Below are 24,037 nucleotides of genomic sequence, written 5' to 3'. Positions count from 1 at the left end.
GCGCTGGCCGAGGGCGGGGAGCTGCTGCTCCGGGTCGGCGACAGCGGGCCCGGCGTCCGGCCCGAGGACCGGGACGCCGTGCTCGACCGGGGCTGGTCGACGCGGGGCCCCGGCCGGGGCCTCGGCCTGGCCCTGGTCCAGCAGGCCGTCACCCGCGCGTCCGGCACCCTGGCGGTAAACCGATCGGCGCTGGGCGGCGCGGAGTTCACCGTACGGGTGCCGCTGGCCGGCACGGACGTCGGCGGCGACGCCGGGACCGGTGCCGTGGCTCGGGCGGAGGTGCGGGCATGAGGACGGCGGACCGTGACATCCGGGTGCTCGTGGTCGAGGACGACCCCGTCGCCGCCGACGCGCACGCCCTGTACGCGGGGCGGGTGCCCGGCTTCACCGTGGTCGGGGTGGCGCACTCGCGCGCGGAGGCGGTGCGGATGCTCGACCGGACGCCGGTGGACCTGCTGCTGCTCGACCTCTATCTGCCGGACGGGCACGGCCTCCAGCTGCTGCGGGCGCTGCGGGCCGGCGGTCACGCGGCGGACGTCATCGCGGTGACCTCGGCGCGGGACCTGGCGATCGTGCGGGAGGGCGTGTCGCTCGGCGTCGTCCAGTACGTGCTCAAGCCCTTCGCCTTCGCGACCCTGCGGGACCGGCTGGTCCGGTACGCGGAGTTCCGCGCGGCGGCCGGTGAGGCGTCGGGCCAGGACGAGGTGGACCGGGCGCTCGCGACGCTGCGCGCGCCGCAGCCGGCGGCCCTGCCGAAGGGCCTGAGCGGACCCACCCTGGAGGCGGTGACCCGGTCGCTTCGGGCCGCGCCCGAGGGACTCACGGCGGCGGAGGCGGGCGCGGCGGTCGGCATCTCGCGCATCACCGCCCGCCGCTATCTGGAGCACCTGGTGACGGCGGGCCGGGCGGCCCGTGCCCCGCAGTACGGACAGATCGGCCGCCCGGAGCTCCAGTACCGCTGGCTCGACGCGACCGGCCGCCCGCCCCGGGCCTGAGGCGGTGTCCCGGGCCCGGCCGGCCCTTGCCGGGCAGGCCGCAGGCGGTTACCGGGCGGTTCCCATGTTCCTACGACCTGCGGCGTTGGGTGAACGCACCGTAGCCAGGGGTGACCCCGCACTCCTACCGTGGCCGGGTGCACCAACCCTCCCCGCCCTTCAACGCCCTCGCCGCGCGCCGTCTGCGCGAAGGGCTCGGCATGGCCCCCGAGCACGTCGCCTACGGGCTCCGCGCCCAGTACGGCCTGCACGTCGCCCCGGAGACCGTCGTCGCCTGGGAGCGCGGACGCGCCGCGCCCACCTCGCAGGAGCTCACCGCCCTCTCCGGCGTGCTGTGGTGCTCGCCCGTCGAACTCCTCGTCGCCGCGACGACCCTCCGCGAGCACCGGATCGCCCGCGGCCTCGCCCCCGAGGACCTCGCCCGCCGGGTGGGCCTGGACCCGGCCGCGTACCTGCGCATGGAGGAGTCCGGCACCTGGCGCGGCAACGAGCGGCAGACCGCCGCGCTCGCCGCGACGCTCGGCCTGGACCCGCGCGCCCTGCTCGTCGCGACCGGCGGCGACGGGAAGCTGGCGGAGCTGCTCCGGGACGCCGCCACCACGCGCTGGCAGGCGTACGTGAAGCCGGTCGTGAAGCTGGTGCCGCTGTCCCGGCCGGCCGTCGAGGAGGCGCTGCAGCGCCTGCACGCCGACTACCACGCCCGGATGGCCGCCACGAGCAGCTGGGGCGCCTCGGGTGCGACGGGCGACGCGGGCCGGACGTACCTCGACGGGATCACCGACCACTTCTGGGCCGCCGTCGGCCCCTGACCCCCGTCCCTCACGCCCCTCCCACTCCTCCCACTCCCCACGCCTCACGCCCTCAGCGGCGGTCGAACGAGAACAGCTGCCCCGCCGCGTCCGCCGCGCACGGCGCCTGGGCCAGGCGGGACCACGCGGCCGTACGGTCGCCGGTGACCGTGACGCAACCGCCGGAGGTCGCGGAACCGGCCGGCACGATGCGGTAGCCGCGGACCGGGCTGCCGTACGGCTCCAGGGTGAAGCGTTCGACGCGGCCGGGGTCGCCGCACTCGGAGTCCTCGAAGGCGGCGTCGGGTATCCGGCCGCCGGAGGGTATGCCGGAGCAGCCGGGGCCGTAGTCAGGGTGGTCCGAGACGATCCTCCACTCGTCTCTGGGGAGACGTTTCAGCGCGTAGCGGGGCACGTCGGCGCCGGCGCAGTCGCGCTGGTGGATCCGGCCGCTGCCGCTGCCGCGCCGCTCGCCCAGACAGAGTCCGGAGCCGACGACCCGGATGTGGACCGGGCCCTCGGCGGGCGCGGTGAGCACCGGGGGCGGGACCCGGGTCGGGCCGGGGGTGGTGGCCGGGGCCGGGTCGGGGGTGGTGGCCGAGGCCGGGGCCCCGGTCCGTTCCTGCCCTCGGCCGTGCGCGGGATCGTCCTCGCGGACGAAGGCGACGACGCTGACGGCGGCGAGGACGAGTGCGGCCACGCCGACCGCGCCGACGAGGGTACGGCGCAGCCGGATCCGCGGGTCCGGCGCCGGGCCGGCGTCCCCGCCCGTCGGAGGCTCCGCCGCCTCCCCGGCCTCGGCCGCGAGCTCGGCTCCGGGCCAGACGAGAGCCTCCGCGCCGCCCGCGGGGTCCGCGGCGTCCGCCTCGGCGAGCGGCCCCGTGGCCTCCGGGGCTTCCCGCTCCCCGGGCGTCCCCTCGGCGCCGTCCGCCGCTCCGCACGCCCCCTCCGCCCCGTCCGCCGGCCGCCCGCCGGCCGCCTCCGCCGCTCCGGACGGCCCACCCGCCGCCTCCGCGCCGTGCGTCGCGGGTTCCGCGAGCTCCTTCCGTACCGCCTGCCAGTCCGCCTCCGCGGCCGGGTCCACGCCGCACGCGCGGACGAAGGCGGTGAGGAGTTCCGGGCGCGGGAGGGTGGTGCGGGCGAGCATGTTCGCGACGGTCGAGCGGGGCAGGACGTCGCCGTGGGCGGCGGCGCGGGCGGTCAGTTCGCGAAAGGTGAGTCCGGACCGGTTCTTCAGCTCCTGGAGCCGCGCGACGAACTCGGCCGGGTTACGTGCTCCCCGCGGATCGGGAGCCGTCTCCCCCGTGGTCATGCGCGCCGCTCCCCTCGTCCGGCCGGGTCCGGACGGGTGGGGACATGTCCGGGACAAGCCCCAAGCCTTGTTGATCGCGCCTCCGGGCTCAAGCATGGATTCGGCCCCGATCGTCCACGGGGGGACGATCGGGACCGCGACGCGGGAGCAAGGCCCCGTGGCCCGGGTCCGGGCCGGAAGCGCGCGGGCCGGAAGGACGCGAGTGGGGGAAGGCGCGGGCCTGAAACGGCACGGACCGGAAAGGCCCGGGCCGGAGGTCGGTCCGTCAGAAGACGGACTCGGCCTCGCGCATGCGGTCCACCGGGACCCGCTTCAGCTGGGTGACGGCCTCGGCCAGCGGGACCATGTGGATGTCCGTGCCGCGCAGCGCGGTCATGTTGCCGAAGTCGCCGTGGTGGACGGCCTCGACGGCGTACCAGCCGAAGCGGGTGGCGAGCACCCTGTCGTACGCGGTGGGGGTGCCGCCGCGCTGGACGTGGCCGAGGATGACGGGCCGGGCCTCCTTGCCGAGGCGCTTCTCCAGCTCGTAGGCGAGGGCGGTGCCGATGCCCTGGAAGCGCTCGTGGCCGAACTGGTCGATCGCGCCCTTGCCGTAGTCCATCGTGCCCTCGGCGGGGTGGGCGCCCTCGGCGACGCAGATGACGGCGAACTTCTTGCCGCGGGCGAAGCGCTCCTCGACCATCTTGACGAGGTCGGCCGGGTCGAAGGGACGCTCGGGCAGGCAGATGCCGTGGGCGCCGCCGGCCATGCCGGACTCCAGGGCGATCCAGCCGGCGTGCCGGCCCATCACCTCGACGACCATCACGCGCTGGTGGGACTCGGCGGTGGTCTTGAGCCGGTCCATGGCCTCGGTGGCGACGCCGACGGCGGTGTCGAAGCCGAAGGTGCGGTCGGTGGAGGAGATGTCGTTGTCGATGGTCTTCGGGACGCCGACGACGGGCACGCCCGCGTCGGCCAGCATGCGGGCCGCGGTGAGCGTGCCCTCGCCGCCGATCGGGATCAGCGCGTCGAAGCCGCTCTTCTCGATGAGTTCCTTGGCGTTGTCGCAGGCGGCGGCGAAGCGGGCGCGCTCGAGGCGGGAGGAGCCGAGGATGGTGCCGCCGCGGGCGAGGATGCCGCTGACGGCGTTCAGGTCGAGGGGCCGGTAGCGGCCGTCGAGCAGGCCCGCGTAGCCGTCCTCGAAGCCGATGACCTCGTCGCCGTAGTGGGTCACGGCCCGGTGCACGACCGACCGGATCACTGCGTTCAGGCCGGGACAGTCGCCGCCCGCTGTCAGAACTCCGATGCGCATCGTGCCGTGTCTCCTGCTCGGTAGTGGTACGTGTGAGCCGCGACGATTCTCACACGGTCGGCGGTGCGGACACGTTCGCCGCCGCTCCGCGCGTCCGCCCCGGGAGGGTGTTCCGGGGCCTTTCAGGGCCTTCGGTCCCCCTCCTCAGGGCCTTTCGTCCAGCGGGCGTCCTATCCAGCCGCAGGGGTATTGTCAAGAGGGCATTCCCACCCCATCGATGGTTTGTGAACACATTCGCTTGACGGATGACCCGCAGCGATGCGAACAGGAGAGCACGGCGTGACGCGCAGCGTGTACGTGACCGGGATCGACCGCGGGGACGGCCGGCAGGTCGTCGAGCTGGGAGTCATGGAGCTCCTCACCCGACAGGTGGACCGGGTCGGGGTGTTCCGCCCGCTGGTCCACGACGGACCCGACCGCCTGTTCGACCTGCTGCGCAGCCGCTACCGGCTGACCCAGGACGCGGCCACCGGGTACGGCATGGACTACCACGAGGCGTCCGCGCTGCAGGCGGAGCGGGGCACCGACGAGCTGGTCTCCCGGCTGGTGGACCGCTTCCACGCGGTGGCCCGGGACTACGAGGTGGTCCTGGTCCTCGGCACCGACTTCGCCGCCACCCAGCTCCCGGACGAGCTGGCGCTGAACGCCCGCCTCGCCAACGAGTTCGGCGCCTCCGTGATCCCGGTGGTCGGCGGGAAGGGCCAGCCGGCGGAGTCCGTACGGGCCGAGGCCCGCAACGCCTTCCGCGCCTACGACGGGCTCGGCTGCGACGTGCTCGCGATGGTCGTCAACCGGGTCGCCGCGGAGGACCGCGCCGTCATCGCCGAGCGGCTGGCCGCGCGGGTGCCGGTGCCCTGCTACGTGCTGCCCGACGAGCCGGCCCTCGCCGCGCCGACCGTCTCGCAGATCACCCACGCGCTCGGCGCCACCGTCGTCCTCGGCGACGACGCCGGGCTGGCCCGCGACGCCCTGGACTTCGTCTTCGGCGGCGCGATGCTGCCGAACTTCCTCAACGCGCTGACCCCGGGCTGTCTGGTGGTCACGCCCGGGGACCGGGCCGACCTGGTCGTCGGCGCGCTCGCCGCGCACTCGGCGGGCACGCCGCCGATCGCCGGCGTGCTGCTGACCCTCAACGAGCGGCCGAGCGACGAGATCCTCACCCTGGCCGCCCGCCTCGCGCCCGGCACGCCCGTCATCTCCGTACCGGGCAACAGCTTCCCGACCGCGACCGAACTCTTCGCCCTGGAAGGGAAGCTGAACGCGGCCACGCCGCGGAAGGCGGAGACCGCGCTCGGTCTCTTCGAGCGGCACGTCGACACCGCGGACCTGCTCAAGCGGCTGTCGGTCGCCCGGAGCGGCCGGGTCACGCCGATGATGTTCGAGCACGAGCTCCTGGAGCAGGCCCGGGCCGACCGGCGCCGGGTGGTGCTGCCCGAGGGCACCGAGGAGCGGGTGCTGCGCGCCGCCGACGTGCTGATCCGCCGTGACGTGTGCGACCTGACGCTGCTCGGCGACGTCGAGGTGATCCGCAAGAAGGCGGCGGACCTGAGCGTGGACCTCGGCGACACCCGGCTGATCGACCCGCAGACCTCGGAACTGCGCGACGCCTTCGCCGAGAAGTACGCGCGGCTGCGCGCCCACAAGGGCGTCACCGTCGAGCTCGCGTACGACGTGGTGTCGGACGTGAACTACTTCGGCACGCTGATGGTGGCGGAGGGCCTGGCCGACGGCATGGTGTCCGGCTCGGTGCACTCCACGGCCGCGACGATCCGCCCGGCCTTCGAGATCATCAAGACCAAGCCGGACGCCTCGATCGTCTCGTCCGTGTTCTTCATGTGCCTGGCCGACAAGGTGCTGGTGTACGGCGACTGCGCGGTCAACCCGGACCCGGACGCCGAGCAGCTCGCCGACATCGCCGTGCAGTCGGCGGCCACCGCGGCCCGCTTCGGCGTCGAGCCGCGGATCGCGATGCTGTCGTACTCGACCGGCACCTCCGGGTCCGGCGCCGACGTCGACAAGGTGCGCGAGGCGACGAAGCTGGTCCGGGAGAGCCGTCCCGAGTTGAGGATCGAGGGCCCGATCCAGTACGACGCGGCCGTCGAGCCGTCCGTCGCGGCGACCAAGCTGCCGGACTCGGAGGTGGCCGGGCAGGCCAGCGTGCTGATCTTCCCGGACCTCAACACCGGCAACAACACCTACAAGGCCGTGCAGCGTTCGGCCGGCGCGGTCGCCGTCGGCCCGGTCCTGCAGGGCCTGCGCAAGCCCGTGAACGACCTCTCGCGCGGCGCGCTCGTCAGCGACATCGTCAACACCGTCGCCATCACGGCGATCCAGTCCCAGGTCCCCGCCGAGGGTCAGGAGGCCACCGCATGACCCAGCCCAGCCCGACCGCGACCACCGGCCCCTCCCCCGCCCCGGGCGCCGGTGCCGCGCCCGGCGCCGGTGCGCCGACGCGCGTGCTCGTCCTCAACTCCGGTTCGTCGTCGGTCAAGTACCAGCTCCTCGACATGAAGGACGGCGGTCGGCTCGCGCTCGGCCTGGTCGAGCGGATCGGCGAGGAGACCTCGCGCCTGGTGCACACGCCGCTGCTGGGCGGTGGCGGCGAGAAGCGCGAGAAGCACGGCCCGATCGCCGACCACGCGGCCGCCCTCAAGGCGGTGGCCGAGGAGCTGGCGGCGGACGGGCTCGGCCTGGACTCGCCCGAACTGGCCGTGATCGGCCACCGGGTGGTGCACGGCGGGCTCCGCTTCACCGAGCCGACGGTGATCGACGACGCGGTCCTCGCCGAGATCGAGCGGCTGGTGCCGGTGGCGCCGCTGCACAACCCGGCGAACCTCACCGGCATCCGCACGGCGATGTCGCTGCGCCCGGACCTTCCGCAGGTCGCGGTCTTCGACACCGCCTTCCACACCACGATGCCGGAGTGGGCGGCCCGCTACGCGATCGACGTGGAGACCGCGGACGCGCACCGGATCCGCCGCTACGGCTTCCACGGCACCTCGCACGCGTACGTCTCGCGGGAGACCGCGCGGCTGCTCGGCAAGGCGCCGGAGGAGGTGAACGTGATCGTGCTGCACCTGGGCAACGGGGCCTCCGCCTCGGCGGTCGCGGGCGGCCGCTGCGTGGACACCTCGATGGGCCTGACGCCGCTGGAGGGCCTGGTGATGGGCACCCGCTCGGGCGACATCGACCCGGCGGTCACCTTCCACCTGATGCGGAACGCGGACATGTCCGCGGAGGACGTCGACGTCCTGCTGAACAAGAGGTCGGGGCTCGTCGGGCTCTGCGGCGACAACGACATGCGGGAGATACGCCGGCGGATCGACGAGGGCGACGCGCGCGCGGCGCTCGCCTTCGACATCTACGTCCACCGGCTGAAGAAGTACATCGGCGCCTACTACGCGGTGCTCGGCCGGGTGGACGCGGTGGCGTTCACGGCCGGCGTGGGCGAGAACGCGGCGCCGGTGCGCGAGGCCGCCGTCGCGGGCCTGGAGGAGCTGGGCCTCGCGGTGGACGCCGGTCTCAACGCCGAGCGGTCGGACGAGGCCCGGATCGTCTCGCCGGAGTACGCACGGGTCGCGGTGGCCGTCGTACCGACCGACGAGGAGCTGGAGATCGCCCGGCAGAGCTACGCGCTCGTGAGCGGTCTCGCCGGCGAAGCGTAGGTGACATCTGAGCGAACCCTCGCCCGGAGGAGTGAACGCCTGAGCGGCACCCCGCCCATTTGTACATTCCACCAGACGGAATATTCCGCCGTGAAACAAACCGATAGGATCCGCCTCATGCGCCGTTCCAAAATCGTCTGCACGCTGGGCCCCGCCGTCGACTCCTATGAGCAGCTGAAGGCTCTCATCGAGGCCGGCATGAACGTGGCCCGATTCAACATGAGCCACGGGACCCAGGCAGAGCACCAGGAGCGGTACGACCGTCTCCGCAGGGCGTCGGCGGACACCGGCCGCGCCGTCGGTGTGCTCGCCGACCTCCAGGGCCCCAAGATCCGTCTGGAGACCTTCGCGGAGGGCCCCGTCGAGCTGGTGCGCGGTGACGAGTTCACCATCACCACCGAGGACGTCCCCGGCGACAAGTCCGTCTGCGGCACCACGTACAAGGGCCTGCCCGGCGACGTCTCGAAGGGCGACCAGGTCCTCATCAACGACGGCAACGTCGAGCTGAGGGTCGTCGAGGTCGAGGGCCCGCGGGTGAAGACCATCGTCGTCGAAGGCGGAGTGATCTCCGACCACAAGGGCATCAACCTGCCCGGTGCCGCGGTCAACGTCCCGGCCCTGTCCGAGAAGGACGTCGAGGACCTCCGCTTCGCGCTGCGCATGGGCTGCGACATGGTCGCCCTGTCCTTCGTCCGCGACGCCGAGGACGTGAAGGACGTCCACAAGGTGATGGACGAGGAGGGCCGCCGGGTCCCGGTCATCGCCAAGGTCGAGAAGCCGCAGGCGGTCGAGAACATGGCGGACGTCGTCGCCGCCTTCGACGCCGTCATGGTGGCCCGCGGCGACCTCGCCGTGGAGTACCCGCTGGAGCGCGTCCCGATGGTGCAGAAGCGCCTCGTCGAGATGTGCCGCCGCAACGCCAAGCCGGTCATCGTCGCCACCCAGATGATGGAGTCGATGATCACCAACTCGCGGCCGACCCGCGCCGAGGCGAGCGACGTCGCCAACGCGATCCTGGACGGCGCGGACGCGGTCATGCTCTCCGCCGAGTCCTCGGTCGGCGCCTACCCGATCGAGACCGTGAAGACGATGTCGAAGATCGTCGCCGCGGCCGAGGAGGAGCTGCTCTCCAAGGGCCTGCAGCCGCTGGTCCCGGGCAAGAAGCCGCGCACCCAGGGCGGTTCGGTCGCCCGCGCGGCCTGCGAGATCGCCGACTTCCTGGGCGGCAAGGCGCTGATCGCCTTCACCCAGTCCGGCGACACGGCCCGCCGCCTCTCCCGCTACCGGACGCAGCAGCCGATCCTGGCCTTCACCACCGACGAGAACACCCGCAACCAGCTCACCCTGAGCTGGGGCGTGGAGTCCTTCCTGGTCCCGTTCGTGGACAACACGGACGCGATGGTCGACCTGGTGGACGCGGAGCTCCTGAAGCTCCAGCGCTACAACGCCGGCGACACGATGATCATCACCGCCGGCTCCCCGCCCGGCGTCCCGGGCACCACGAACATGGTCCGGGTGCACCACCTGGGCGGCGGCGAGAAGGCCTGACACCGACGTCCGCGGACAGTGGTGGGGTGGGAGCCGGCAGCCCGGCTCCCACCCCGCTGTCCTTCACCCGGCGTCGGCCGGTACCGCGGCCGTCCCGTCCGGCGACGGGCCACTCCCCATCGACCGGGAATCCGACGCCGGCCACCACGAACTCGCCGTGGTGGAGATTCCGGGGAAACGGCTGTGGGCAGCACCTCCGGCGAGGTGCTGCCCACAGCGTGGCTCCGGTCGGGCGGACGGACGGTCTGCGTCCGGACGGCCGTCGGGTCAGTTCGGCTCGATCGTGTTGCGCAGGCCCGGGACCTTGAGCGTGCCGCCGAACTGGCCGGCCTGCTTCACCTTGCAGTTGGTGAAGACGGCCCACGGGACGTCGAGCGGCGGCGGGGTCTCGGGGCTGAAGGTGACCGGGATGATGCCGAAGAGGTTGCCCTTCAGCTCCTCCGTGTACATGGTCACCGTGCCGTTGCGGATGGTGGACTTCGAGCCCGTGTCGGAGCGGACGTGGCCCGTGAGGCCCTCGGAGTGGACCGTCAGCTGGTGGAGGTTCCAGATGTCCACCTCGTCCGCGGTGAACTTCAGGGCCTTCTTGATCTTGCCGCTGCCGGTCTTCACCTCGACGATGCCGTGGTACTTGAGGCCGCGCAGCTCCAGCGTGCTGGTCTCCAGGCGCCACGGCTCGTCCGGGAGGAGCGGCATGCCGCTCTCCAGTTCGGCGGCGGCGAGCGCCTCCGGGTCGGGCTCGGGGCAGGGGAAGCGCGGCTTGGCGCCGTCGGGGATGTCCTCGTCCTTCTTGGGGTCGAGTCCCTTGACGTCCTCGGACAGCTCCTCGGTGGTGGCGCCGGCCTTGTCCGCGGCGGCCTTGATGGCCTCCTTGGTCCGGTCGGTGACGGTGTCCGTCTTCGGGGCCGTCGTCCGCTCGGGTGCCGTGGTCGGCTTCCGGCCGTCCGGGGTGCCGGTCGTGGCCGTCGGCGCGGGCGTGGGCGCGGCCGTCGTCGCGGTGGGCTCGGGCGCCGCCGTGGTCTTGTCCGGTCCGTCGAAGAGGTCCTTGAGCGCGTCGCCGAGACCCAGCGGGTCGAGCGGGTTCTTCGACTTCGTCGCCGTCGGGGTCGGGCTCGCGGTGGGCGTGACGTGGGGTGCGGGAGCCTGGGGCACTGCCGTGGCAGTGCCGGACGTCGCCGTCGGCTTGGGTTCGGCGGTGGCCGAGGCCGAGGTCTCCGGCTCGGGCTGTCCGGTCGCGCTCGCGCTCGCCGTCGGCTTGGGGCTCTCCGTCTGCGCGGGCGTGGTGCTGCTCTCCTCGGGCGTCGGCTCGTCCGAGCGGGTCACGCACGGGCCGGGCGCGAAGGGGATGTCCTTGTTGTCGTCGGCGAGGGCGAGCCGGGGTGCGAGGCCCATGCCCACGATCACCGCGGTGGGCATGGCCGCGAGGGCCATGGCCTTGCCGACCGGTGCGTGGAGCTTGTTCAGGAGGGACTTGCGAGGGGCCGCGTGGCGCGGTCCTCTCGTCGTCCCGGCCGACTGTGTTTCGTCACCCCGCACTGTTCCTCCCGCCGTTGGCTTCGATCGTCTTCCCGGCCACCGGTGCCTCGGAGCCCTGCTGGGGGATCAGGGGCTGCGTCGTGCCGGTCGTGCCGTCGTGCTCGTCGTACGCGTGGTGCTCTCCCGGCTCGGCAGGCGCCGCTTCGTCCTGCTCTTCCGGTACGGACTGCTCGGCCTGCTCCGGCTGCTCGTCGGACGTCTTCGCCGGCGGGGCCGGGGCCCACGACGCGGACATGCCGCCGCCGACGAGGGCGAAGAGGAAGCCGATGACCAGGCCGCCGAAGTTCGACACCGGGATGGAGATGAGTCCGAGCACGATGGTCGCGACACCGGCGAAGACCCGGACGGCGGGCTGGAACCACATGGTGAGTCCGAGCGTGATCAGCAGGACGCCGATGATCAGCGCGCCGGCTCCGGCCGTCGTCTGCATGGCGAGCGTCATGTTGCCGAGACGCATGTCCCCGTACGGGAGATAGGCGATCGGGACGCCGCCGATCATGGTGAAGAGGCCCGCCCAGAAGGGCCGGGTCTGCCGCCAGACCTTGAACCGGTTGTCTGTGGGGACTCCGCGGGAAGCAGTGGACTCGGCGCTCATGGAAAACAGCTCCCTGGAAGCGGTGTTGCTGAGATGGTGGAGAAGAAGGGGCCTGCTGAAGCGGGTGGGGGCCGTGCGGAACGGCCCCGCACCCGCGCGCGTCAGTCCTGGACGGACGTCGGCATCAGTAGCACTCGACGCCGGCACCCTTGCCGCGGTGCAGCGACAGGTCGAGGTTCGGCAGCTGGAAGGTCGCGGCGGTAGTGGCCCACGCCCGCTGCCGCACGTCGGTCAGCTTCGCGTCCTCGGCACGCTGGCCGAAGCCGAACGGGTTGGCCTTGGTGTTCGGCTGGATGCCGGGCTTGCCCGGAACCGGCTGGCCGTTGACCTTGTTGAGGTCACCGGCGGCGACACCGATGTCGATGTTGCCGAACTCGGCGTCGGCCTTCAGCTCGGCGACATCGAGGTAGATGCCCTTCGCGTAGACCGGCTTCTTGTTCTCCGTGCCGGCCTTCAGCACCAGGGTGACGTCGCCGACGAACGGAATGTTCGGCGTCACGACGGACTGGCACATGTTGGTGATCCAGGCCTCGGAGAAGCCGGACACCGCGACGGGCTCCGCGAAGTCCTTGCCGTCGAGGGTCTTGCCCGCGTCGACGCTGCCGTACTGGACGAAGTTCTTGCCGACGAGGCTGTCAGCCTTGACCTTGAAATCCTGGCCGGAAATGCTGAAGGACGCGGCGAGCGCGCCCTGGGCCAGGCCGACGCCGATCGCGGCCGTCGCGGCCACGCTCGGCACCATGACGACGGCGAACCGCTTCCATCTGGTCCCGCCACGAACCTGGGACTTCATGAGAATTCCTCCTTCTCGGACGTACATCTCCGGATGGGCCCAGGGCCCGTCCTGGGATGGGAGAAGTGCTACGTCCTCGGGGAGGAGAGCGCCGAGGGCTCAGGCGGCACGACGCGCGTCCGAATCACCGGCGATCACCCCCGAGCGACAACCACTGGCCACGCGGTCCGCGTGGCCGGATTGGACAGGCCCTGCCGATGGAGCAGGAACCCCCCTGTCCACGACCGGCGACGTGCGCCGCCGGCCCGCTCGGTGGGGACCCTCCGCCGCGCGCAGTCGGCGGGTTCGCCGGGCTGGTGCGGTGTCGGACCGAGCGTCGCCGATCGTGGTCCATTCCCGGCGCCCGCACAAGGGGGTTCGTTACTGGCTAGTAACGGCCTGATAACCACGCCACTGCGGGCCGGTACCGTCCGGCAACGCAGGGTGCCGCCGCGTGACGCGACAAAGAATGATGAAGTCGGAGAAATCCGGACAGAATTCCGGGTTCGATTTACTGCAAGTAACAGCGGCCGCGATTACCAAGTTTTGGTAAAGCGCGGCCGCCGAATGTCACTGTGTCGCCAAATCGTCCCGTTCCGCGAGGCCCTCCGGAGCCGGTGCGTGACCCCGCCGGCGGCGGTACGCGACCCCGTCGGGGCCCCTTACGGGAAGCGGGTCACCGCTCAGAAGAGGGCGCTCGCCAGGGCCTGCCGTGCGGCCGTCACCCGCGGGTCGTCGGGACCGATCACCTCGAAGAGCTCGAGCAGCCGGACCCGCGCCGCGTCCCGGTCCTCGCCCGCCGTACGGCGCACCGCGTCCACCAGTCGCCCGAAGGCGTCCTGGACGTGACCGCCCACCAGGTCGAGGTCGGCGGCGGCGATCTGCGCGGCGACGTCCGCCGGGTTGTCCGCCGCGTTCTTCCGCACCGCCTGCGGGTCCAGGCCCTGCACCCGGGACAGCAGCTCCGCCTGGGCGAGCCCCAGCTTGGCCTCCGGGTGCTGCGGGTCGTCGACGAGCACGTTCTTGTACGCCTGGACGGCACCGGCCAGATCGCCCGCGTCGAGCGCGGACATGGCGGCCTCCAGCAGGGCGTCGTACGGACCGGCCGGGACTCCGGCGGCCGCCGGGCCGTCGGCGCCGGGGTCGACCTGGATGCCGGTGAGGCCGAAGCGCTCCTCGGCGACCTGCACCAGCTGGTCGAGGGTCTGGCGGATCTGCGCTTCGGGGGCCGCGCCCTGGAAGAGCGGCAGCGCCTGACCGGCGACCACCGCGAAAACGGCCGGAATTCCCTGGATGCCGAACTGCTGCATCAGCATCTGGTTGGCGTCGACGTCGACCTTGGCGAGCAGGAACCGGCCGTTGTACTCGGCGGCCAGGCGCTCGAGGAGCGGGCCCAGCTGCTTGCACGGCTCGCACCACTCGGCCCAGAAGTCGATGACGACCGGGACCTCGGCGGACCGCTGGAGCACATCGCGCTCGAAGCCCGCCTCGTCGACGTCGATCACCAGGGCGGAAGGGGAGACGGCAGGCGTACCGCCGTGCCGGGCGGCCTCGGCGCGCGCGGCCTCGGCCTTCGCCTTGGCTTCGCCGGCCGCCTTCACCGCGGCGAGGTCGACGACGCCGCTCATGGACATGTTTCGGGGCTGCATGCCTCTATCCTCCCCCCTGTGCGCGCGTAACCGGTAAGCCATGGCCGAACCGTGCCGCCCGGTGGCCGGACGGCGCGGTCCACGGTCGTCATCCGCGGTCACGGCCGTCGTCCGCCGCCGCGGTCGTCATCCGCTGCTCTTGTGCGCCGGGTCCCCACCTGGCGCCGTGGTTGTCGCGAGGGCCGCTCGAGCCTTTCGCTACGGGTCGTAGCGTAATGGCGAGCACCGCCCCGTGGGGAGAGTCCGGTGGTGAACTGCCTCACATCACCGGCCTCTGGCGCAATACCTACTGACGGGTATGGTCGACGTCCATGTGTAGCCGCACCCGTTCCCGAACCCGAACCGGACGACCGCGCTCCGCCGAGGCCGGCACGGCCATCCTGGAGGCGACCCGGGCGGTTCTCGTGGAGCTGGGCTGGTCCAAGCTGACCATGGGCGACGTCGCGACCAGGGCCGGAGTCGCCAAGACCACGCTCTACCGGCGGTGGGCCAACAAGAACGAACTCGTGGTGGACGCCGTCGCCGTCCTCTTCGACGAACTCGAACTGCCCGATCTCGGTTCCCTCCAGGCCGACATCGAGAACGTCGTGCTGCAGTTCGGCGCCCTCCTCGAACGCCCCGAGACCAAGACCGCCCTCATGGCGGTCGTCGCCGAGTCCACCCGCGACGAACCGTTGCGCGAGCGCATCCGCGCCTCGATCGTGGACCGCCAGAAGCGCCTCGTCCTGGAGGGCCGCCAGCGCGCACAGGACCGGGGCGAACTCCCGCAGAAGCGCGATCCGGAGACCGTGGCGGCCATCGACGACCTCATCTTCGACGTCGTCGCCGGCGCCGTGGTGCACCGCGCGCTGGTGAGCGCCGAGCCGGTGGACGAGGCCTGGGTTCGCCGCCTCACGGCCCTGCTGCTCGGCGGCCTCACGGCGGCTGCGGAGCAGTAAACACCGCGTCTGCGGCCCGTGGACACGAACCGTGGGCACGAGAGCCCGCGGGCACCAGCCGGTGGGCACGAGAGCCGGGAGGCACGAGCCCGTCGGCACGAGAGCTCGTGGGCAGGGACGCGAACGCCCCCGCACGACCGGACAGGTCGCACAGGGGCGCGTCTCGCTTCGGCGCGGCCGTACGGCTGGACACCCTGGCCGTACGGCTGGAGTGTGCGCAGCCCGTACGGCTAGAAGCCGGCCGGCTCCACGTACACGCCCCACTCCTCGCGGAGCACGTCGCAGATCTCGCCGAGGGTGGCCTCCGCCCGTACGGCGTCGAGCATCGGCGGGATCATGTTGGAGCCGTCGCGGGCCGCGGCCAGCATCGCGTCCAGGGACGCGCGGACCTTCGCCTCGTCGCGGCGGCCCTTGCGCTCGCCGAGCACCCGGACCTGCTCCCACTCGACCTCGTGGCTGACCCGCAGGATCTCCAGGTCGCCGGTGACCGAGCCGTGGTGCACGTTGACGCCGACGACCCGCTTCTCGCCCTTCTCCAGGGCCTGCTGGTAGCGGAAGGCGGACTCGGCGATCTCGCCGGTGAACCAGCCGTCCTCGATGCCGCGCAGGATGCCGGAGGTGATCGGACCGATGGGGTGCTTGCCGTCGGGGTGCGCCCGCAGACCGCGCTCCTTGATCTGGTCGAAGATCTTCTCGGCGTCCGCCTCGATCCGGTCGGTCAGCTGCTCGATGTACCAGGAACCGCCCAGCGGGTCGGCCACGTTGGCCACGCCGGTCTCCTCCATCAGCACCTGCTGGGTGCGCAGGGCGATCTCGGCGGCCTGCTCGCTGGGCAGCGCGAGGGTCTCGTCGAGGGCGTTGGTGTGGAGGGAGTTGGTGCCGCCGAGCACGGCCGCGAGCGCCTCGACCGCGGTGCGCACGACGTTGTTGTACGGCTGCTGGGCGGTGAGCGAGACACCGGCGGTCTGGGTGTGGAAGCGCAGCCACTGCGCCTTGTCGGTCTTGGCGCCGTAGACCTCCTTCATCCAGCGGGCCCAGATCCGGCGGGCGGCGCGGAACTTGGCGATCTCCTCGAAGAAGTCGAGGTGCGCGTCGAAGAAGAACGAGAGGCCGGGCGCGAAGACGTCCACGTCCAGGCCGCGGGAGAGGCCGAGTTCCACGTAGCCGAAGCCGTCGGCGAGGGTGTACGCGAGCTCCTGCGCGGCCGTCGCACCGGCCTCGCGGATGTGGTAGCCGGAGACGGAGAGCGGCTTGTACGCGGGGATGCCGGCCGCGCAGTGCTCCATCAGGTCGCCGATGAGACGCAGGTGCGGCTCGGGCGGGAAGAGCCACTCCTTCTGCGCGATGTACTCCTTGAAGATGTCGGTCTGCAGCGTGCCGTTGAGCACGGCGGGATCGACGCCCTGGCGCTCGGCGGCGACCAGGTACATGCAGAAGACGGGCACGGCGGGCCCGGAGATGGTCATGGAGGTCGTCACGTCGCCGAGCGGGATGTCCTTGAACAGGACCTCCATGTCGGCGGCGGAGTCGATGGCGACGCCGCAGTGGCCGACCTCGCCGAGGGAGCGCGGATCGTCGGAGTCGCGGCCCATGAGGGTGGGCATGTCGAAGGCGACGGAGAGCCCGCCGCCGCCGGCGGCGAGGATCATCTTGTAGCGCTCGTTGGTCTGCTCGGCGTTGCCGAAGCCGGCGAACTGGCGGATGGTCCAGGTCCGGCCGCGGTAGCCGGTCGGGTGCAGGCCACGGGTGAAGGGGTACTCGCCGGGCCAGCCGATGCGCTCGAACCCTTCGTAGCTGTCACCCGGCCGGGGCCCGTAGACCGGGTCGACCTGGTCCCCGGAGAGCGTGGTGAAGTCGGCGTCGCGCTTGCGGGCCTTGTCGTAACGGGCCTGCCAGCGACGGCGGCCTTCCTCGATGGCGTCAGCGTCCATGCTTCGAATTTACTAGGACGTCCTAGTAAATGTCGATGGCAAACCCCCGCACATGTGTGCGGGGGTGCGTGGTGGGACTCGGCCAGGCCCTCGGCTCAGGCCTTGGCGGGAGCCGGCTGCGCGCCGCTGACCAGCGGAAGCGTGTCGCGGACGACCTTGCGCTCGACGAAGAAGGCGGCGGTCGGAATCGTTCCCGACAGCAGCACCCACAGGAGCCGTCCGAAGGGCCACTTGGCCTTGGAACCCAGGTCGAAGGCGAAGATCAGGTAGAGGATGTAGAGGACGCCGTGGGCCTGGGAGACCGCGAAGGTCACGTCCTCGCCGACGCCGAAGCCGTACTTGGCGACCATGCACGCGCACAGAATGAGGAGCATGACCGCGGTCACGTACGCCATGACGCGGTAGCGGGTCAGCACGCTGGATTTCATGCCGTCGAGCGTAACCGCACGTTCCGGGCGATCTTCGCGCGGGTCCCTGCCCGCTTCCGGGCCGCTCAGCCCTCGTCGAAGTCGTGCGCCGCGACCCTCAGCGGGCGCAGCATCGCGAAGATCTCGGCGCACTCCTCGGCGTCGTACGCGCCCAGCCCGAAGTCCATCTCCATCAGGTCGCGGGTCGCCGCCTCGACCACCTCGCGGCCCTTCTCGGTGATCGAGGCGAGCGTCCCGCGCCCGTCGTTGGGGTTGGGCCGCTTGTCGACCAGACCGGACTTCACCAGCCGGTCGACGGTGTTGGTCACGGAGGTGGGGTGCACCATGAGCCGCTCGCCGATCTTGGACATCGGCAGCTCGCCGGCCTTGGAGAAGGTGAGCAGGACCAGTGCCTCGTAGCGGGCGAAGGTCAGCCCGTACGGCTTGACCACGGCGTCGACCTCGGCCAGCAGGATCTGATGGGCCCGCATGATCGAGGTGATCGCGGCCATCGAGGGGACCGGGCCCCAGCGCTTCTGCCAGAGCTCGTCGGCGCGGGCGATGGGGTCGAAGGGGAGACTCAGCGGCTTCGGCACGCCTTGACCTTACCCACTGGTCATATGGCGGTCAGCCGCGTCTCGCCTTTCGGTCGCCCGCAGCTCCAGGACCAGGACGATCACGACGAGCGTGCCGAGGATTCCGGTGCCGGCGACGACGGTGTGCACGGCGGCGAACTCGGCGGCGAGGCCGGCCGCGGCCATGCCGATGCCCTGCGCGGTCATCATGCCGGCGGACATCAGGGTCATCGCCCGGCCCCGCCGTTCCTCGGGGACGGCGGCGACGAACCAGGCGTCGAGGCCGAGGGTGTACGCGGCGGTGGCACCGGCCAGTACGAGCGCGACGGCGGCGAGGGCGAGGCCCGGCGTGAAGGCGTAGAGGAGGAAGGGCAGGGTGCCGGCGACGGCGAGCGGAACCACGATCCGCGAGCGGACGGCGGGGCCGAGGACGGACCCGGCGAGCAGTTCGCCCGCGATGGTGCCGACGGGCAGCGCGCACATGAGCAGGCCGAGCGCGGCGGTGGAGACGCCGATCTCGTCGGCGTAGGGCGCGGCGAGCGCCTCGGGCACGACGGCGAACAGCGGCGGCACCCAGAACATCAGCATGAGCGCGCGGACGCGGCGGTCGCGCAGCACGCCCCAGGTGGCGCGGAGGCCCTCGCGCTTCCCTCCGGCGGCGCGGGCGGGCCGGCGGACGGTGCCGAGGCGGAGCAGCAGCGCGGAGACCAGGAAGGTGACGGTGGTGACGACCAGCGCGCCGCGCGGCGGCACGACGGTGAGCAGGACGCCGCCGACGGCGAATCCGGCGAGCAGGGCGCTCTGCGAGACGATCCGCAGCAGGGACCGTCCGAGGACGAAGAGGTCGCCCTCGCCCAGGATGTCGGCGAGGGTCGCCATCCGCGTGCCCTGGAACACGGGCGAGACGACGGCGATGGCGCAGCGGAGGGCGAGCAGCGCGGCGACGGGTGTGAGGGGCACGGCCATGACGGCGACGCAGCCCGCGCAGATCAGGTCGCAGACGACGAGCACCCGTCGCGGCGGCACCCGGTCGGCGAGGCCGGCCAGCACGGTGCCGCCGAAGACGTACGGCAGGAAGCCGAGCGCGAAGGTGAGCGAGGAGAGCAGCGGCGAGCGGGTGAGGTCGTACACGAGCACGGTGAGCGCGAGTTCGCTGACGACGATGCCGAGCAGGGAGCAGAGGTGGGCGGCGAACACGAAACGGAACTCGCGGACGGCGAAGACGGCGCGATAGCCGGTCGGGGCCGGTCCCGCCGGGGCTGGTACCGCCGGGGACGGTTTCGCCGGGACTGGTGTCGCCGGGGATGGTTTCGCCGGGGACGGTTTCGCCGGGACTGGTGCCGCCGGGGACGGTTTCGCCGGGGACGGTTCCAGGGCCGGTTCCGGAGCCGGCGGCTCCGGCGGGGAGGCGGGGGTGGGCAGGGGCGCGGCCTGGGGCGCCCGGGTGTCGTTCGTGGGCATGGACGCAGCGTGCTGGCCGACGGCAGCCGCGCCCTAGACTTTCGGCTCCGGCCGAATCTTCGCCGGCCGGAGCCGGCCGATTCTGCGCCGGTCGGCTCCGGCCGATTCTGAGCCGGTCCCTCCCGTCCGGCCGGTCACGTCCGGCAGGCCCGCCCGTCCGTCCGCTCGCCCCTCGGGAGCCCCCGTGCCCTACCACCTGCACTTCGGCGAGGCCGATCCGCTGCGCATCCGGTTCGCGGTCTCGCCGCTGTGGGAGACGCAGGGCGCGGTGCGGGTGCTCGCGCGTCCGCGGCAGCAGAAGTACCACCTGCCGTGGCTGCGGCGGATCGAGCACGCGGCGCGGGGGCTCGACCTCGCCCCGCTGCACCTGATGATGCCGGTGCGCGGGCACAGCCCGGACTGCCTGTACCCGCCGCCGCTCCGGGCCTCCGGGGTCTTCGAGGAGGAGATCGCGGCCGTCCGGGCGACCGATCCGGCCGTCGCCGCCGCGGACTTCGCGCGGGCGCTCGCGGACACGCCCGGCGCCGCCGCGAGCGCCGAGGGGCGGCGGATCCTCGCGGATCCGGCGGCGTCGCTCGCGCGGCTCGCGGACCTCCTCGAACGGGCCTGGGAGGCACTGGTCGAGCCGGAGTGGCCGCGGCTGCGGGCGCTGCTGGAGGCGGACGTGGCGTACCACTCGCGGCGGCTGGCCGACGGCGGTCTGGAGCGGCTGCTCGACGAGCTGCACCCGACGTTCGGCTGGTCGGCGGAGACGGCCACGCTCGTCGTCGACCACTACCGCGGCGAGCACGTCCGGGCGCTTGACGGCCAGGGGCTCGTCCTCATGCCGTCGGTGTTCACCTGGCCCGAGGTGGTGAGCGGCTTCGATCCGCCGTGGCAGCCGACCGTGGCGTATCCGGCGCGGGGCATCGGCGGGCTGTGGACGGAGCCGCGGGAGCGGACGCCGGACGCGCTCGCCCGGCTGCTCGGCCGGGCCAGGGCGGACGTGCTGTGCGCGCTCGACGAGCCGGCCGGCACCTCGGCGCTCGCGCACCGGCTGGGCCTCGCGGCGTCGTCGGTGTCGGCGCACCTGTCGGTGCTGCGCGCGGCCGGTCTGCTGACCTCCCGCCGTTACGGCCACCAGGTGCTGTACGAGCGGACGCCGCTGGGGATCGCGCTGGCGGTGTCGCAGCCGGACGGCGAGTGACCGTTATGTCACGATGATCCGGTCTGTGTCGATCGATGGTGGCCGGTCCGTGTCGATCGGCGACGTCCAGGCCGGTCCGTGTCGAACGCCTGACCGCCGCCGTGGCCGCAATCCGATGCCCGCAACCCGCAACCCGTAGTCCGAGTCCGAAGCACGCAGCCCGAAGCCCGAAGCCCGTAGTCCGAAGCACGTCGCCCGTAGCCCGTAGCCCGTAGCCCGTAGCCGACCCTGGGGGCCGGATGTCCCGTCGTCGTCGTTCCCTCGCCCTCGCCGCCCTCGCCGCCGCGCTGCTGCTCACCGGGTGCGGCGCGGACGGCGAGGCGCCCGCCTCCCCCGTCGGGCCGCCCTCGGTGCGCGGCGAAGCCGCGCCGCCCACCGGCGGCTCGCCGTTCTGGGTGGACCCGGAGAGCGACGCGGCGCGGCAGGTCAGGGAGTACGAGGCCCAGGGCCGGGCGGAGGACGCCAAGGTGCTGCGGCGGATCTCGGAGCGGCCGGTGGCCGAATGGCCGGCGGGCGACGACCCGGTGCCGGACGTGACCCGGGCGGTCACGGGCGCGGCGCCCGGCAAGCGGACGGTCGTGTTCGTCGCGTACAACATCCCGCACCGCGACTGCGGCATGTACTCGGCGGGCGGCGCGCACGACGCACGGGCGTACCGGCAGTGGGTGGACGCCTTCGCCTCCGCGATCGGGGACGCGCCCGCGATCGTGGTGCTCGAACCGGACGCGGTGCCGCACGTCGTGGACGGCTGCACCCCGGCCGGGTACCACGACGAGCGGCTGGAGCTGCTGTCCGAGGCCGTCGGGCGGTTCAAGCGCCAGCCCCGCACCCGCGTCTATCTCGACGCGGGCAACCCGGCCTGGATCGACGACCCGAACAAGCTGGTGGAGCCGCTGCGCCGGGCGGGCGTCGACCGCGCGGACGGCTTCGCGCTCAACGTCTCCAACTTCCAGACCAACGACGTCGTACGGGGCTTCGGCGCGGGACTGTCGCGGCTGCTCGGCGGCACCCACTTCACCGTGGACACCAGCCGCAACGGCGACGGCCCGCTCCCCGGCGACCGGGCGGAGGCCTGGTGCAATCCCCCGGGCCGGGCGCTCGGCGTGCCGCCGACGGACCGGACCGGGGACGAGCTGGTCGACGCCTATCTGTGGATCAAGCGGCCCGGCGACTCGGACGGCCCCTGCCGGGGCGGCCCGGCCGCCGGCACCTGGTGGCCGGACTACGCCCTGGGCCTGGCCCGCCGCGCGAAGTCCTGACGGCGGCGGCGCGCGCGGCTCCGGCAGCGGCTTCGGCCGCGGCAGCTGCCGGAGCCACGGCCGCTGCCACTGCCACGGCCGCTGCCACTGCCGCTGCCACTGGCCACTGCCACTGCCACTGCCACTGCCACGCGAAAGGCTGACCGGAGCCGGCGGAGTCACGGTCCTCACGCCACCTGGATCCACTTCGCCTCGGACGGGATCCCGTCCTGGTCGGTCACGAACAGCATGTACCAGCCGGGCGGCACCAGCGTGCGGTCCTTCGGGACCTCCACGGTGACGGTCGTCCCGTCCGTGCCCTTCGTCAGGGCCAGTTCCACCGAGCGCTGTTCGACGTCGGTGGTGTGGGTGACGGCGCTGGGGCGCATCAGGCGGGCCGTGGCGATCCGGGTCGCGTCCCGGGTCTTGAAGGTGGCGCGGCCGTTCTGGTCGAGTTCCTGCGGTCCCTCGCCGAGCACCGGCCGGTTGTCGCCGCCGCGGTGCAGGCTGGGGGGCGTGAAGACCTCGATGCGCTGCTCGAAGGTGCCGAGCTTGGTGTTGTCGGCGTCGTCGAAGAGCGGGTCGGAGCCGAAGGTGGCGACCCGTCCGTCGGGCAGCAGCAGCGCCTCGGAATGGTAGTTGCGGCCGACGGTCGGCGCTGCGGCCTCGTCGAAGGCGTTGGTCTTCGGGTCGTAGAACTGCGCCTTGAGGATGTCGCTGCCGCCGCGGCCGCGGTAGTCGGCGGAGCCGCCGGTGGTGAAGACGCTGTCGTCGGGCATGAGCACGCTGCTGAGGTAGCGGGTGCCCTGCGGCAGCCGCGGTCCGTCGCTGAAGACGGGGCTGTCCTCGGACAGGTCGATGATCGAGGTGCGGGCGGTGGAGGCGGGCGACTCGCCGACCCCGCCGCCGCCGAGGACCATGACCTTCTGGTCCTGCACGGGCGGCAGCATCAGGGAGGCGGAGGTCTCCAGCTGGTCGGGGTCGGTGAGGCCGGAGAGCCTGGTGAAGGAGTTCTTCTCCAGGTCCCACAGTCCGGGCTCGCGGCCCTTGTCGGCGGGGCCGTAGCCGGCGTTGGAGCCGGTGTAGAGGAGCTTGCCGCCCTTGGTGAGGAAGAGCGCCGGGTAGGTGGGGAAGTAGCGGAAGGGGCCCTTGGTCCACTTCTTGGTCTTCGGGTCGTAGATCTCGTTGTCGCCGGGGACCACGTCGCCGACGTCGTTGAGCCCGGACACGGCGAGCACCTTGCCGTCGTCGAGGGTGACGAGCGTCGGGTACCAGCGGGCGTCCTTCATGGGCGCGACCGGGACGTAGCGCTCGGCCTTCGGGTCGAACTCGTAGGCGGCCTTGATGCCCTGGAAGTCCTGCTTCTCGGTGGTGAGTTTCTGGGCGAGCCCGTAGACGTTGTCGGCGTCCTTGCCCTTGAGGCCGACGATCTCGTACTGGGCGGCCTCGGTGGTGAGCGCCTGCGGGCCCTCCTTCCTGGCCTCGACGAAGACGCGGGCCTCGGAGGCGGTGACCTTCGTCTTCCACGGCTTCATCTGGCCGCTCTTGAAGTACGAGATCTCGAACTCGCGCTTGGCCTTCGGCACGGTGACGTCGAACTTCGAGACGTACTCGACGCCGGACGGCGAGCGGAAGACGGTGCCCTTCTTGAGGGTGACGGCCCTGTCGGGGCTCTCGTTCTTGACCCGCATGCCGCCGCCGGCCCTCGTGACCTCGCCGTCGAGGACCTCGTAGCGGGCGGTGCCGCCGGCCACGAGGAGGCGGCCGTCGGGCAGCTGGGTGTGCCCGGAGCAGAAGAAGTCCTCCGGGGTGGGGATCTTCTTGAAGGTGTTCTTCACCGGGTCCCAGAGGATGGTCTCGAAGGTGCCCGCGTCGAAGTTCTTCTGGTCGTTGCCGGAGCCGGCGATGAGCAGGACCTTGCCGGTGTGCAGCAGGGCGGCGTGGATGGCGTTGACGCGGTACTGCTCGGGCACGTCGACCACGGCCCAGGAGCCGTACCTGCGCTGGTACTCGGGCTGGGCGATCTTGTACGCGTGGTACTTCTCGGTGGCGAAGGAGACGGCGGCGGGCGCGTTGAGGGCCGCGAGCACGAGGACGGCGCCGCTGCCGTACAGGGTCTTCTTGAACTGCCGGGACGGCCGGTAGGCCAT

At 72.4% G+C, this 24,037-nt stretch carries 20 protein-coding genes; 9 read left to right on the top strand and 11 right to left on the bottom strand.

The window, feature by feature from the left end:
• The 3 genes from ESG85_RS32155 to ESG85_RS32145 form a co-directional block, all read left to right on the top strand.
• On the top strand, positions 1-291 hold a 291-nt coding region (locus ESG85_RS32155; protein WP_246095474.1), incomplete at its 5' end, for an ATP-binding protein.
• Complete coding sequence (locus tag ESG85_RS32150; RefSeq protein WP_128984697.1) at positions 288-995, top strand: response regulator; 708 nt, start codon at positions 288-290, stop codon at positions 993-995. The genes ESG85_RS32155 and ESG85_RS32150, both read left to right, overlap by 4 nt.
• Positions 996-1,195: 200 nt before the next feature.
• Positions 1,196-1,804: a helix-turn-helix domain-containing protein gene (locus ESG85_RS32145; RefSeq protein ID WP_246095478.1), complete on the top strand. Its 609-nt coding sequence runs from the start codon at positions 1,196-1,198 to the stop codon at positions 1,802-1,804.
• Positions 1,805-1,856: 52 nt separating this feature from the next.
• On the opposite strand, the gene ESG85_RS35540 is transcribed toward ESG85_RS32145, so the two are convergent.
• Together ESG85_RS35540 and ESG85_RS32135 are read right to left on the bottom strand one after the other, a co-directional pair.
• Positions 1,857-3,095 (bottom strand): transcriptional regulator, encoded by a 1,239-nt coding sequence (locus ESG85_RS35540; RefSeq protein WP_219825234.1) that lies wholly within the window; start codon positions 3,093-3,095, stop codon positions 1,857-1,859.
• A 265-nt stretch (positions 3,096-3,360) separates the two neighbouring features.
• Complete coding sequence (locus ESG85_RS32135) at positions 3,361-4,386, bottom strand: ATP-dependent 6-phosphofructokinase (RefSeq protein WP_128984695.1); 1,026 nt, start codon at positions 4,384-4,386, stop codon at positions 3,361-3,363.
• Positions 4,387-4,665: 279 nt separating this feature from the next.
• Here ESG85_RS32135 and pta point away from each other — a divergent pair, with 279 nt between their 5' ends.
• The 3 genes from pta to pyk all read left to right on the top strand — a co-directional run bounded on the left by pta (position 4,666) and on the right by pyk (position 9,599).
• Entirely contained in the window at positions 4,666-6,759 is a 2,094-nt protein-coding gene (pta, locus tag ESG85_RS32130; protein WP_128984694.1) for a phosphate acetyltransferase, read from the top strand.
• Positions 6,756-8,051, top strand: a complete 1,296-nt coding sequence (locus ESG85_RS32125; RefSeq protein WP_246095472.1) for an acetate kinase — start codon at positions 6,756-6,758, stop codon at positions 8,049-8,051. The genes pta and ESG85_RS32125 overlap by 4 nt, the downstream gene beginning before the upstream one ends.
• A 117-nt stretch (positions 8,052-8,168) precedes the next feature.
• Positions 8,169-9,599: a pyruvate kinase gene (gene pyk, locus ESG85_RS32120; RefSeq protein ID WP_128984693.1), complete on the top strand. Its 1,431-nt coding sequence runs from the start codon at positions 8,169-8,171 to the stop codon at positions 9,597-9,599.
• Positions 9,600-9,866: 267 nt separating this feature from the next.
• Here pyk and ESG85_RS32115 read toward each other — a convergent pair whose 3' ends face one another.
• The 4 genes from ESG85_RS32115 to ESG85_RS32095 form a co-directional block, all read right to left on the bottom strand.
• Positions 9,867-11,135, bottom strand: a complete 1,269-nt coding sequence (locus ESG85_RS32115; protein WP_128984692.1) for a hypothetical protein — start codon at positions 11,133-11,135, stop codon at positions 9,867-9,869.
• Positions 11,125-11,730 (bottom strand): DUF6114 domain-containing protein, encoded by a 606-nt coding sequence (locus tag ESG85_RS32110; RefSeq protein ID WP_128984691.1) that lies wholly within the window; start codon positions 11,728-11,730, stop codon positions 11,125-11,127. The genes ESG85_RS32115 and ESG85_RS32110 overlap by 11 nt, the downstream gene beginning before the upstream one ends.
• Positions 11,731-11,854: 124 nt before the next feature.
• A complete protein-coding gene (locus tag ESG85_RS32105; protein WP_128984690.1) occupies positions 11,855-12,523 on the bottom strand; it encodes a DUF6230 family protein in 669 nt (222 codons plus the stop codon).
• 662 nt (positions 12,524-13,185) lie between these two features.
• The gene (locus ESG85_RS32095) at positions 13,186-14,151 is read right to left on the bottom strand and encodes a tetratricopeptide repeat protein (protein WP_128984689.1); all 966 of its coding nucleotides are present in this window, start codon (positions 14,149-14,151) and stop codon (positions 13,186-13,188) included.
• A 311-nt stretch (positions 14,152-14,462) separates the two neighbouring features.
• Between ESG85_RS32095 and ESG85_RS32090 the strand changes: the two genes are divergently transcribed.
• Entirely contained in the window at positions 14,463-15,089 is a 627-nt protein-coding gene (locus tag ESG85_RS32090) for a TetR/AcrR family transcriptional regulator (RefSeq protein WP_128984688.1), read from the top strand.
• Positions 15,090-15,319: 230 nt separating this feature from the next.
• On the opposite strand, the gene icmA is transcribed toward ESG85_RS32090, so the two are convergent.
• The 4 genes from icmA to ESG85_RS32070 form a co-directional block, all read right to left on the bottom strand.
• Positions 15,320-17,020: a coenzyme B12-dependent isobutyryl-CoA mutase large subunit gene (gene icmA, locus ESG85_RS32085; protein WP_128984687.1), complete on the bottom strand. Its 1,701-nt coding sequence runs from the start codon at positions 17,018-17,020 to the stop codon at positions 15,320-15,322.
• A gap of 95 nt (positions 17,021-17,115) precedes the next feature.
• Positions 17,116-17,448 (bottom strand): DUF3817 domain-containing protein, encoded by a 333-nt coding sequence (locus ESG85_RS32080; protein WP_128984686.1) that lies wholly within the window; start codon positions 17,446-17,448, stop codon positions 17,116-17,118.
• A 65-nt stretch (positions 17,449-17,513) separates the two neighbouring features.
• Positions 17,514-18,023: a MarR family winged helix-turn-helix transcriptional regulator gene (locus ESG85_RS32075; protein WP_128984685.1), complete on the bottom strand. Its 510-nt coding sequence runs from the start codon at positions 18,021-18,023 to the stop codon at positions 17,514-17,516.
• Positions 18,024-18,032: 9 nt separating this feature from the next.
• Positions 18,033-19,463: an MFS transporter gene (locus tag ESG85_RS32070; RefSeq protein ID WP_128984684.1), complete on the bottom strand. Its 1,431-nt coding sequence runs from the start codon at positions 19,461-19,463 to the stop codon at positions 18,033-18,035.
• 184 nt (positions 19,464-19,647) lie between these two features.
• Between ESG85_RS32070 and ESG85_RS32065 the strand changes: the two genes are divergently transcribed.
• Positions 19,648-20,649 (top strand): ArsR/SmtB family transcription factor, encoded by a 1,002-nt coding sequence (locus ESG85_RS32065; RefSeq protein ID WP_128984683.1) that lies wholly within the window; start codon positions 19,648-19,650, stop codon positions 20,647-20,649.
• 239 nt (positions 20,650-20,888) lie between these two features.
• Positions 20,889-21,908, top strand: coding sequence for a glycoside hydrolase family 6 protein (locus tag ESG85_RS32060; RefSeq protein ID WP_128984682.1), 1,020 nt, complete (start codon positions 20,889-20,891; stop codon positions 21,906-21,908).
• A gap of 167 nt (positions 21,909-22,075) precedes the next feature.
• On the opposite strand, the gene glxA is transcribed toward ESG85_RS32060, so the two are convergent.
• A complete protein-coding gene (gene glxA / locus ESG85_RS32050) occupies positions 22,076-24,037 on the bottom strand; it encodes a radical copper oxidase GlxA (RefSeq protein ID WP_128984681.1) in 1,962 nt (653 codons plus the stop codon).

Source organism: Streptomyces roseicoloratus (assembly GCF_004117935.1).
GTDB lineage: Bacteria > Actinomycetota > Actinomycetes > Streptomycetales > Streptomycetaceae > Streptomyces > Streptomyces roseicoloratus.
The sequence above is the reverse complement of the archived record's forward strand: the minus strand, read 5'-3'. Positions and strand labels throughout refer to the sequence as shown.